Genomic DNA, 12,053 nt, shown 5'->3' on the forward strand with positions numbered 1-12,053 from the left:
GTCCGAGAAGGGCTTCTTTTTTGGATTCGCGGAAATTTTGTTCACACATTTATTAAAATTGTCAAATTGACTTTGCAACTGAAAGTGACGTAAAATGGAATTTGTGAGAGAAAAGCGGCGGGTTTTGTGATGGTAAGTGATTGCTTTCACGCTTTGTATTCGCCGGGTTGGCTATTGCGGTGCGTAAGAACACCGAAAATCTTAGCTGTGGAGGAATAAATAATGGTTAAACTGAGTAAGGGCAAAGTTGACTTTCTCAACAAGCTTTCCAACAAGGACGGCGTCATTGCTGCTCTTGCGATCGACCAGCGTGGTTCTCTGAAGAGAATGATCGGTGCGGCTCAGGGCAAAGACGCAACAGATCAGGAACTGAGCGATTTCAAGTCCCTTGTATCTGAAGAACTGACAAAATACGCGAGCGCTATTCTGCTCGACCCTGAATATGGCCTTCCGGCCGGCAAGGTTCGCGACGCAAACAGCGGCCTTCTGACTTCTTATGAAAAGACTGGCTATGATGCAACGGAACCGGGACGTATCCCGGATCTTCTGCCGAACTGGTCGGTAAAACGGATCAAGGAAAACGGCGGCGACGCAGTCAAACTGCTCGTTTATTATGATCCGGATGAACCGGATTCGATCAACGATGTCAAGAAGGCATTTGTTGAACGTGTCGGCTCTGAATGCAAGGCTGAAGATATTCCGTTGTTCTTCGAAATCGTTACCTACGATGAGAAGATCACTGACAAAGAAGCTTATGCAAAAGTTAAACCGCAGAAGGTTCTTGATTCAATCAAAGTCTTCACACAGCCTCGTTATGGCATCGACGTTCTGAAGCTTGAAGTTCCTGTTGACATGAGCCGTGTTGAAGGCGTCGGCGAAAACAAGCCGGTTTATACAGCTGACGAAGCAAAGAAATACTTCCAGGAAGTTGACAAACTGACGACGGTTCCGTACATCTGGCTGAGTGCCGGTGTTTCAACTGAACTGTTCCAGAAGACGCTGGTCTTTGCACATGACGCCGGCTCGAAGTATAACGGTGTTCTTTGCGGCCGTGCAACCTGGCGCGAAGGCGTCGCGGCTTACGGCAAGGGCGGAGACAAGGGTGCCAAAGAATGGTTGTCGACTCAGGGCAAAAAGAACGTTGAAGAACTCAACGCCATCCTCGCTGAGAATGCGACTCCCTGGTACGAAAAATACGGCGGCAAGGACAAGATCGAAGTCGTCGACTGACATATTGATACGTGCAGCAAAGCGGATCCGGGAAACCGGGTCCGTTTTGCTTTAGGAAAAAAATCGACATGCGGCTCGTTATCAATTGCTGTAAACCGTTGGGGCGGTCCGGACGATGGACTGAATTTATTCCATAAAATGTACTTTGGCTGAATCAGGTGCGGAATTGGCTGAATCAGTGCCGGATTTGGCTGAATGGCACCCCGATTTGGCTGAATGCGCGGCTGATTCCTGGTTAAGCACGTTTCTTTTGGACTTTCCGCATGGTATGATAGGTCTATTACAGGGTCTGTTCGGCAGGCCGGCTGATCTATTTTATCAGAAAAGGGAAGAGTGTATGAAAAAGAAAATTCTGCTGACCCTCGGCGGCATCATTGTGGTTCTGGTGGCAGCGGTGGGCGGTTATGCCTGGTACATGCTGCATTCGGTCCAGTCGACGGCCGGAAAAATGTACGAAACGGCCGGCGGTTCGGGCAACCACGCGGCCATCTCTGAAAAGAAGCCGATTTCCATCCTGATGATGGGGGTCGACGAGCGCGCGAATGATCGCGGGCGTTCCGATACGCTGATTGTCATGACGCTGAATCCGAAGACGAAAACGATGCAGATGATCTCGATTCCGCGTGATACCCGGACGGAGATTGTCGGCCGCGGTACAATGGACAAAATCAACGCAGCCTATGCCTATGGCGGTATCAAAATGGCACAGGATACGGTGCAGCAGTTTATCGGCGGCACCAAGCCCGATTTTTACATTAAGATCAACATGGAGGGCATGAGCGCCCTGGTCGATGCGGTCGGCGGCGTCACGGTGTACAACAAGCTCGACTGGCACGATGAGGGCTACTATCAGAAGGGCTACCACTATGCCCGCGGCACGATCACTCTGGATACCGGTGCCAAGGCGATGGGGTATATCCGGATGCGCCATCTGGATCCGCAGGGTGATTTCGGGCGGAATCAGCGCCAGCGCGATGTGATCAATGCGATCGTGAAAAAGATGTCCGGGGTCTCCTCAATCAGTCATTTTTCCGACATCCTGAGCGCGCTCGGAAACAATGTGAAGACAAACATGAACTACGACGATATGAAGAACATCGCGCTCAATTACCGCGATGCCCGCCAGCACTCGATCGACTATGAGGTCAAGGGTCAGGGCAGGATGATCAACGGTATCTATTATCTTGTCGTCGGCAACGCGGAAAAGCAGCGCGTTAAAGATATGGTCGAACAGCAACTGACAAACTGATTTAGTGGAATAAAAACGATCTCCGAAAGGCCGGGCCAGGCTTTCCGGAGATCGTTTTTTTGTCTGAAGAGGCAGGGTGCGTTCCGTAATTCTGCAAAACATTTCACGGATTATTGCTGCCGGGCGTTTGCGGCAGATTTTACGCGGAACACCGAGCGGAGGTTTTCCGTGAAATCCTGGATGTTGGTGCTGATCAATGTTCTTTCCGAAGGCTGTCCGGACAGCCGATGAGTTTTTTTCCCGTGGACAAAAAGGATCAGCTCCGGAAACTCGCTGCGGAGCTGTTTCAGAGTGTTGCTGATCGTGAAAAGTTTTTCCGGTGCCGGGCAGGAAATGGCCAGGAAATCCGGCTTCTTTCGCCGGACGATTTCAGCGATTACTGCTGCATCGGCATTTTCCGCCAGATAATAGGTTTTCCAGCCGTTGATCTGAAACAAATCATCGAGCAATTTCATCTGAGTGAATTCGCCGATCGAACCGAGATTGGCGACAACCGTTTTACCGATCGGCTGTCTCTGTTCGCGGATGAACGAGATCATTTTCCAGTTAAGCAGCATGACCAGTGTCGATGCGGCGATCAATCGATCTGCGGTTTCATAGCGATGCTGCGCCAGACCGGATTCGATCTGGTTCATCGACCGCTCGAACAGCTTGATGAAAATTTCTTCGATACGCAGGCCGTCCGACAGTGTATCCAGCAGTTCCATCGCCTGAAAGGTATTGCCGTCGATCAGACAGGTGACGAAGCCGTTCCATGCTTCTTTCCGCTGCCTTTCCATCTGGCTGTTATCCCAGCCGATCACTTTCTTGATCGTTACCGACAGGTCCCTGGGCAGCTGCCTGACCAGGGAGGAATCCTTCATGAAGATGCGCGGGAGGATGACGGAACCCTCTTCCGAAGAGAGGACGGTGCCGGTCCGGCCGTCCGTCAGAAGCACCTGCGTTGCCGGTGGAAAAATATGTATAAAATTGATAAAGCTGAAACAGCTCTTTAAGTCAAAAAGTGGAGGCTGAATGCAGGATGAGAGGATCAGCTGAAGCGCACGGGTCGCCGGCAGCGGTTGACGATACGACCGTTTCAGCGTCAGCGCTGAATAAATATCGGTGATCATCATCAGTTTCAGATCCTGATCCGCATCACTGATCGCTTTTTTTTCCGGATAGCCGGTCCGGTTCATCCGCTCATGATGAGAGCGGGCGATCCGGCACGTCTCGTCAGGAAATCCTAATTTCCGGAGCAGGCCGGCACCCCGGGCGCAGTGCTCTTTAACCCGTTCAAATTCGCGCTGCGTCAGCTTCTGACTTTTCAGCAAAATGGCACGTGGTGTATACAGTTTGCCGATATCATGAAGCAGACAGCCGAGCATGAAATCGTCCGGCGCCTTCCATTTCGCATGGCGGCTGTACAGGCTGCATAAAACGAACACATCGATCGAGTGGATGTAGCAGGCGGGATCCCATTGTTTCAGGCTGTTCATCAGCAGCGCCACCGTCGGGTTAGAGAAGAAGCGGATGTAGACTGACCGCAGCCACAGGTACGAGGCCTCTGAATGAAGAATTCGGCCGCAGCGCAGCTCATTGGCGACGGAACGGACATCCGTCTTGAAGCGGTCGCTCAGGATCTGCAGTTCGTGATCCGTCAGCGACGCGTGCCGCGTGTGAAAAGACGTCGCACGTTCCTGGTGTACCATGGTTTCCCGGACACCGAAATGGATCAGAGTCGTGGTGATTTCGGGTGTAATGTAGGTCCCTTCCTGAAACAGCACATTCGAATTGATGTAAATATCTCTGGCGAGGAGCATCCCGTCTTCCAGTTGTTCCGTACGCATCTTCGTTGCCATCTCAGTCACTCCCGGCTGGTCGGAGAAATCCGTTATTTTTTATGCTGCGCCTTCCGGTCGATACGGAAATAATTAACATTTGTTATTCTATCAAGTGTTTTAGGAAAATGGTAGCGAAAAAACGGAAGATGAAGCACTATGTCATTCAGCCAGGCTGCATAAACGCCGGTGCAATGGCATTTTTCCTTGTTCCATAAAGGACAGCCGCCGCCGTCCTTTGAATAAGCGTCACGATAAGCGGGCCATAAGTCACGGTTCTTTTAAATGGCTTAAAAGTGACCGAAGTCCCTACTTACAGGCATCACTTCAACATCCCGGGCGACGTGACGATAATAAGAACGTAGAGTATCTGAAAGGGTTGACCGGCATGGATTTAGCGACTTTGATAGGCCTGCTGTTTGGCATTTTATCTCTGATCCTCGGGTTTACTATGGAAGGCGGGACGCTGGGTTCGCTGTTCCAGGTAACGGCAATGATGATCGTGTTCGGAGGAACCATCGGTGCGGTGATCGTCAGTACACCCGGGAAAACGCTGAGAAAGCTTCCGTTTATCACAAAATATGCTTTTTCAAAGCCCGATTCCAGTGCCGGGGCAACGATCTCCATGCTGATGGACCTGGCGAATGTGTCGCGGCGTGAAGGCCTGCTTGCTCTTGAAGGCCGCCAGGAAGAGTTTGCTGATGATGAATTTATGACCAACGGCATTCAGATGGTCGTCGACGGTGTCGATTCGGATGTCATCGATGATATTCTTAACCGGGACATCGAGTTGTATGAGCAGAAGATGCTGTCAATCGGCCGGATGTATGAAGCTGCCGGCGGCTTTTCACCGACGATGGGGATCATCGGCACGGTGATGGGCCTTGTGCACGTGCTTGGCAACCTGAGCAGTCCGTCCGACCTGGGACCGTCGATCGCGGTGGCGTTTATCGCCACGCTGTACGGCGTCGCTTCCGCCAATGTGGTTTTCCTGCCGATGTTCAATAAAATTAAGGCGCACCTGGCGCAGGATGTGCTGATCCGGCAGATCAAGGCAGAAGGCATTCTCTCGGTCCAGTTCGGTGAAAATACGATGATCCTCCGCCAGAAGCTGTTTGCCTTCCTAAGCCCGCAGGAACGCGAGGAGGCGGAGCGGGAGATGGGCAGCGAAGACGGCGGTGAAGATCGCGGCATGAATGGTGCCCCATACCAGGAGGCAGGCAGCCATGAGTGAGCGGCGGAACCGGCGCCGTCTGAAAAAGGTCGAAGAGCCGGACAATTCGGGAAGATGGCTGATCACCTATTCTGACCTGATTACGCTGCTGCTGGTCTTTTTTATCGTCATGTTCTCCATGAGTACGATCGAAAATCAGCGTTTTAACGCACTGATTTCCTCATTGAAGAATTCATTTCAGGGGGATTCGATACTCCAGTCGATGGGCTATGTGGCGACGGACAAGAATCAGGCCAGCCCGACCATTCCGAATATCAAAAAGACGAATCAGCTGACTGCCGACCAGAAGAAGAAAGATGTTCGCCAGCTGGACGCCCTGTACGTCCGGCTGAACAAATACATAAAAGCTAACCGACTCAGTCCGCAGGTCTCACTGGTGGCCACACAGCGGGGGGTGCAGCTGACGTTCCGGGAGAAGATTCTGTTCGATCTCGGCAGCGCTCAGCTTAAGCCTCACGCGACACCGCTGCTGGAAAAAATCGGCGGTATTCTCAAAGAGGTGCCGAATGAAATCAGTGTCGAAGGGCACACGGACAACACGCCCTACCGGAACAGCCATTCGGCGATCCATTCCAACTGGGAACTTTCCGGCGTACATGCACAGAACGTTATGCTGTTTCTGATCAAAAAAGATCATCTGGCGCCAAACCGTTTTCACTTTATCGGTTATGGCGAATATCAGCCTATCGTGAAGAATGATACGCCAGCGCACAAGGCGATCAACCGGCGTGTCAACATCGTTGTATTGCGGGCGGGCAATCAGGCAGACTGATGCCGGTATCGTTCGAATGGAATTGATTTTTCAGCTGAGAACAGATATGCTGAAAATACAGTTGATCATTTTTGAATATTTGCTGAGGGTGGACATCGTTGAAAAAATTCTGGATCATTGTCGCATTGATCGTATGTATTGCCGCAATTCTCGGCGGCAGGATTTACTATCAGCACCGGATCGGTTCCGTCATTTCTGCAAGTGGCGCAGATAGTGTCGGTGCATCCGCTGCTGCTGCGGAAACATCCGGCAGTTCCGGTTCTTCGCTGGACAAGCAAATCAACCAATTACCGAAATCATTACAGAAGGCAGCCAGATCGGCATCGAAGAACAGCAAACAGGTGCAGCTGGTGATGGTCGGGCACGATAACGTTCAGTCGCTTGCCCTGCTGCTCCAGAATCAGCTCGACAAAACCTTCGGCGAGCTGTTTTTCAAGGTCACGGCACTTGACGTCGGGAAGAAGAATTCTCTTAGTTTCAACCAGATACCGGCCAACACACTGTTTCAGAATCTAAACGCCAGGCCGGATGGAATTATCTATACTCCGCTGCTTTATAATGACGACCATCAGGTCAGCTCGGACGACACACAGACGGTTACCGGGCTTTTCCAGGAAAAAGTAAAGATCAAGTATCCGCACGCGGCATTTTTCGTTTCGCTGCCCAATTATTCTTCTAATCTAGGCTATATGAACAGCCGGATTGACAGTTTGAAAGGGTATGTGTCAAAGGAGAAGATGGCGTCGATCAACTACCTGTCTCAATGGCCGAAAGGGGCGAAAAGAGCGCACCTGGTCGGATTGGACGGCCACACGATGAGCGCTGCAGGACGGCAGATCTGGATCAATTACCTGACTCGGCAATGGGGACTGAAAAAATAATCGGATAAAAAAATCAACCGTGAATCTGACGGTTGATTTTTTTATTATGGCCGGCAATTCATCGCCAGTTTCCAGATCCGGGCGACATTTTCTGCCGTACATGACAGATTTGCGGCGCCCGAGTGCAGTGCTTCATCAAGTGATGTCACACCGGGAACAATCGGGAAGACAGCATCAATCCCATGCCGGAAAACCGCTTCGTAACCTGCGCCGATCGAACCGGCCAGGGCAATAACGGGTATCTGTGCCCTTTTTGCCGTACGCGCGACGCCAATCGGTGTTTTCCCAAATATAGTCTGACTGTCGATCCGGCCTTCACCGGTGATAACAAGCGCGGCACCGGCTATTTTCCTGTCCAGTTGCGTCTGCCGGATGACCAGATCAACGCCTGGACGGATGACGCCTTTAAGGAAGCAGAGAGCCCCCGCGCCAAGTCCGCCGGCCGCACCCGCACCGGGGACATCTTTTACAGACGTATGCAGATCTTTTTCGATAACGGCGGCATAATGGTCCAGCGCCTGGTCCAGCAGCCGGACGTCTTCCGGGGAAGCGCCCTTCTGAGGGCCGAATACGGCGGAAGCACCGCTGACTCCGGTGAGCGGATTGGTGACATCCGAAGCGATCTCAAAACGGGTCTCGGCGATTCTCGGATCAAAACCGGTCATGTCGATGGAAGCGAGCCGGCTGAGCGCAGCGCCACCGGGCCCGACCGGCTTCCCGGCAGCATCGAGCAGGCGCGCGCCCAGTGCTTCGGCCATACCGGCGCCGCCATCGTTTGTCGCACTGCCGCCCAGTCCGAGCAGGATGTGGCGGGCGCCCCGGTCCAGCGCCGCAAGAATCAGCTGGCCGACCCCGTAAGTGGTGGTCTCCGGCGGACGGCGCTCAGAAGGGGTGAGGTATTCGAGCCCGGCTGCGGCGGCCATCTCGATGACCGCCGTTTTTCCGCCACCAAGCATGCCGAAAAAGCCGGGGACCGGTTTCCCGGCCGGTCCGGTCACCGCGACCTCGATCCGCTTACCATCTGTCGCGTCGATCAGAGATTGCACCGTACCTTCGCCGCCGTCCGCCATCGGCACGAGCAGATAGTCGGCTTCGGGCCAGACACGGGCCATTCCGGCTTTTACCGCTTTGGCCGCTTCGAGGGCGGTCATGGACTCCTTAAATGAGTCTGGTGCGATCACAATTTTCATAGCTGATCCATCTCCCGAATTAGTACTCCTCTTTATTTTACCGCTTTTTGTGCAGGCAAGGATAAAGAGTGTGGCCGGTGAAAAAGATTCCCCGGGAAATAGAAGCAGGAATCAGTCGGCTCATGTCGAATCTGATTAAGAGAGCCCCAATTTTAGGAAACAGAGGAGGGCATTTGTGTTTGTCAAACCGATAGAAGTTCCTTTTCACGTCAGGCAATACGATTACCTCAATAAGCGTCTGATCGCGTCGAGCCCCCGAAAGAAAGCTGTGGAAGCACAGCTGGCCAGATATACGACCGGTTTTCACGGTGAAGCAGCGCTTAATTATCCTCTTCAGTTTGTCCCCCCTGACGATTTGCTTTTCCATAATTTGCGCTTCCCGGATCGTGCAAATTTTTTTCAGCTTGATTTTCTTGTTCTGACCCGATCTTTCCTGATGATCCTGGAGGTGAAAAATCTGAAGGGTAAAGTCATGTTGAACGGCCGGCAGATGATCCGAAGTCTCAACAATGAGGTGGAGGCTTATCCGGATCCGGTCATTCAGGCGCTCCGTCATCAGTGTCAGCTGAATGACTGGTTGAGCCGGAGGAATTTCAGCGGGCTGCCGGTTAAGTCGCTGGTTGTATTCGGTACCAGATCGGTGCTGAACTTTGAAGACAAAACCCGTGCCGCCCAGTGTGTCATGCCGGACACAGTACCGTTTCGCATCGCGGAATTGAGCGATCGTTTCCAGAAAACGATGCTGTCCGAAAGTGAGTGCGGACAGCTGAAACATTTTTTACTGGCGGATCATCAGCCACTTGAACTCGATCTGCTGCATCATGCGAAAGTGTCGCGGACAGAACTGATCAGGGGTGTGCGCTGTCCGGCCTGCGGGCGCTTTTCTGTCGTTCGGAGTTTCCGTACATGGCTTTGCATGAATTGTGCCCATCGACCGAAATATGCCGGGGAGGATGCGCTGATCGAATACCGGCATTTATTCGGGAGTGCGATCACCAATCGAAGCTGCCGGGAATTTCTCAGATTGGACTCTGATTCAGTCGCCAGAAAACTATTGACGACGAATCAGTTACCTTATGAAGGAAGTACGAGAGATCGGGTCTATTATATTAATGATCAGGTGCTAAAGCAGCTGGAAAAATAAGGTTCGCTGCTGGATTTTTGTTCCTGACGGCTGGATTTTGGCGCGCGACGGCTGGATTTTCGCTCCTGACGGCTGGATTTTTCGGACGCATCATAAAAATTAAAGGCCGGACCCTCAAAAAGGCGTCCGGCCCTCACGCAACACAGGTGGTTATTCGTCGAGAATTCTTTCAATCCGGTCCAGTGTCTCGGCATCGAGATCAATGTCGGCAGCTTTCGCATTGTCGACGATCTGTGCCGGTCTGCTGGCGCCGACGACTGTGCTGGCAACGTTCTTCTGGCGCAGAATCCAGGCCAGAGCGAGCTGGGCCATCGTGATGCCGAGTTCCTCAGCAATTTTCTTCAGCCGGGCGACTTTGTCCAGGTTGGCCTGAGTGAGGAACCGCTTGATGCCGCCTTTTCCTTCTGCTGCGCGGCTGCCGGCCGGAATTTTATCCAGAGCGGTGTATTTTCCGGTCAGGACACCCTGGGCGAGCGGCGACCAGCAAACCTGGCTGACGCCGTGTGCGCTACTTGCAGGGATGACTTCGCTTTCGATTTTCCGGTCGAGCATGCTGTACTGCGACTGGTTGGCGACAAAGTGGTTCAGCAGCTGTTCGTCGGCGATGTGCGCCGCTTCGGTGATCTGGGCGGCTGTCCACTCGCTGACGCCGATATAGTTCACCTTGCCCTGGTGGATCAGATCGTCAAACGCACGCAGCGTTTCTTCGATCGGTGTCTCCGGATCGAAACGGTGGCAGTAATAAAGATCGACATAGTCGACGTCCAGCCGCTTCAGACTGGCGTTCGCCTGTTCCATGATGTGTTTCCGCGACAGACCGCGGTCATTCGGTCCGTCACCCATCGGAAAGAAGACTTTTGTCGACAGCACGATCGAGTCGCGCGGAAAAGCCTTGATCGCTTTGCCAACGACTTTTTCCGCTTCGCCGCGCATATAGACGTTCGCCGTGTCGAAGAAATTGATGCCGAGATCATAAGCCTGGTGAATCGTGTTCACCGCGTTTTCATTGGCGACATAACCGCCGTAAGTCAGCCAGCTGCCGAGACTGACGGTGCTGACTTTCACACCGGTATGGCCAAGATGACGATACCTCACAGAAAAAACCTCCTCTGAAATAGGTGACCGCTTCCAAAAAAAAGCGGGCAGAACATGTCCGCCCTTATCATAAGCCCAGGTACCGGTGATTGCCAGAGAAGACGCCTCACCCGGGGATTCAGTTCAAATTTTTATTGTTATCCGCCATATAAGCTTCAATCTCTTCGGTCGTTCTCGGCAGGCCGGACGTCAGGACTTCATGGCCGTCATCGGTGACAAGCACATCATCCTCGATCCGGATGCCGATGCTCTCTTCCGGAATGTACAGGCCCGGTTCGTTCGTGACGACTTCGCCCGGAACCAGTTTGATATCACGGTAATTGCCGACGTCGTGCGTATCAAGGCCAAGCGAATGGCTGACGCCGTGGAAATAATATTTTCGCAATTCTTCCGGCTTGTTGATCAAACCGATCTTCTGCAGCTCCTTAGCGAAGAACGAGTTGGTAAATGTGTTGAGTTCCTGAAACGGAATCCCCGGACGGATCTTTTTGGTGATCGCCCGGTTGCAGCGGTGGACGATGTCATAGATCGTTTTCTGACGTTTCGTGAATTTGCCGCTGACCGGAAAGGTGAAGCTGATATCGCCGTTGTAATATTTATACTGCGCGCCGAGGTCAAGCAGCACCAGATCGCCATCGGCCGCGGTTCCGGTATTTGCCGAATAGTGCAGTACTGTCCCGTTGTAGCCGCTCGCCAGGATCGTCGGGAAGGCAAACTCCGTCACGCCGCGGCTTTTGAGTACAAAATTGAAGTAGGCTTCCAGCTGATATTCCTTCATGCCCGGTTTCGCGTTCGCCAGCACATTGCGGATGCCGTCGGCAGTAATTTTACCGGCCTCGCGGATCAGCTCAATTTCCTCCGGCGACTTGACGACACGGAAGTTGCTGAGGACCGGATAGAGATTGTGGATCGACAGATAAGGGTAATTCGTCGCTGCCGCGGCGGCGAATTTATTGGCCGGTTTCGCCGGAAATTCCCATGATTTGGCTTCCAGGTCGGCGTACAGATGTCTGTAGTCGCGGCTGTCGAACTGACCGTTGATAAAACTGTCCAGTTTGTCCAGCAGTTCGATGTCCTCAATCCCGGAAGCGTCCTGCGCTTCGTTTGGGGTGATCGTTTCGCCGTACCACCTGGCCATCCACGGATCCGCACGCTGGATAAACAGCTTCTCCTTAACTTCTCCGTTGAATTTGGTCGCGACGAAGATGACTTTCGGCTCGGTAATGCCGGTCAGATAGTAAAAGTTGCGGTTCGGATAAAAAGGATAACTCTCGTCCGACGACTGATGTGCGGGCTCGCCGGCAAACAGAATCGTCAGCGACTGATCCTCAAGTGTTTCATAGAGTTTCTTACGGTTCTGAATGAAGAAATGCTGATCCATAAAAATCCTTCTTTCCTGTGATGTTCGTTATGCCTCTATTCTAACATGACAGGAACA

Annotated in this window: 10 protein-coding genes; 6 read left to right on the top strand and 4 right to left on the bottom strand. The window is 52.6% G+C overall.

The genetic code is table 11. The annotated features are described in order from the left end of the window. Nucleotides 1-222 precede the first annotated feature (222 nt). Both lacD and D889_RS0107060 read left to right on the top strand, forming a co-directional pair. Nucleotides 223-1,230, top strand: a complete 1,008-nt coding sequence (gene lacD / locus D889_RS0107055; protein WP_010632643.1) for a tagatose-bisphosphate aldolase — start codon at nt 223-225, stop codon at nt 1,228-1,230. A gap of 337 nt (nt 1,231-1,567) precedes the next feature. After that, nucleotides 1,568-2,479 (top strand): LCP family glycopolymer transferase, encoded by a 912-nt coding sequence (locus D889_RS0107060; protein ID WP_010632644.1) that lies wholly within the window; start codon nt 1,568-1,570, stop codon nt 2,477-2,479. Nucleotides 2,480-2,589: 110 nt separating this feature from the next. Here the strand turns inward: D889_RS0107060 and D889_RS0107065 are convergent, their stop codons facing one another. After that, nucleotides 2,590-4,320: an HD domain-containing phosphohydrolase gene (locus D889_RS0107065; RefSeq protein WP_010632645.1), complete on the bottom strand. Its 1,731-nt coding sequence runs from the start codon at nt 4,318-4,320 to the stop codon at nt 2,590-2,592. A 367-nt stretch (nt 4,321-4,687) separates the two neighbouring features. Between D889_RS0107065 and D889_RS0107070 the strand changes: the two genes are divergently transcribed. The 3 genes from D889_RS0107070 (at nt 4,688) to D889_RS0107080 (ending at nt 7,186) form a co-directional block, all read left to right on the top strand. Then, entirely contained in the window at nt 4,688-5,533 is an 846-nt protein-coding gene (locus D889_RS0107070) for a flagellar motor protein (RefSeq protein ID WP_010632646.1), read from the top strand. Continuing rightward, entirely contained in the window at nt 5,526-6,305 is a 780-nt protein-coding gene (locus D889_RS0107075; protein ID WP_010632647.1) for a flagellar motor protein MotB, read from the top strand. Before D889_RS0107070 ends, D889_RS0107075 begins: the two co-directional genes overlap by 8 nt. Before the next feature lie 98 nt (nt 6,306-6,403). Continuing rightward, on the top strand, nt 6,404-7,186 hold the full coding sequence (locus D889_RS0107080; RefSeq protein WP_010632648.1) for a hypothetical protein: 783 nt from the start codon (nt 6,404-6,406) through the stop codon (nt 7,184-7,186). Between the two features lie 44 nt (nt 7,187-7,230). On the opposite strand, the gene D889_RS0107085 is transcribed toward D889_RS0107080, so the two are convergent. Further along, nucleotides 7,231-8,376, bottom strand: a complete 1,146-nt coding sequence (locus tag D889_RS0107085; RefSeq protein WP_010631859.1) for a glycerate kinase — start codon at nt 8,374-8,376, stop codon at nt 7,231-7,233. A 175-nt stretch (nt 8,377-8,551) separates the two neighbouring features. On the opposite strand from D889_RS0107085, the gene D889_RS0107090 reads away from it, so the two are divergent. Continuing rightward, nucleotides 8,552-9,520 carry a nuclease-related domain-containing protein gene (locus tag D889_RS0107090; RefSeq protein WP_010631860.1) on the top strand — a complete coding sequence of 323 codons (969 nt, stop codon included), beginning with the start codon at nt 8,552-8,554 and terminating at the stop codon, nt 9,518-9,520. Nucleotides 9,521-9,670: 150 nt separating this feature from the next. Here D889_RS0107090 and D889_RS0107095 read toward each other — a convergent pair whose 3' ends face one another. After that, nucleotides 9,671-10,615, bottom strand: a complete 945-nt coding sequence (locus D889_RS0107095; RefSeq protein WP_010631861.1) for an aldo/keto reductase family protein — start codon at nt 10,613-10,615, stop codon at nt 9,671-9,673. Between the two features lie 118 nt (nt 10,616-10,733). Continuing rightward, nucleotides 10,734-11,996 (bottom strand): aminopeptidase P family protein, encoded by a 1,263-nt coding sequence (locus D889_RS0107100; protein WP_010631862.1) that lies wholly within the window; start codon nt 11,994-11,996, stop codon nt 10,734-10,736. Nucleotides 11,997-12,053: the final 57 nt, after the last annotated feature.

The organism is Sporolactobacillus vineae DSM 21990 = SL153, assembly GCF_000377985.1.
Classification (GTDB): domain Bacteria; phylum Bacillota; class Bacilli; order Bacillales; family Sporolactobacillaceae; genus Sporolactobacillus; species Sporolactobacillus vineae.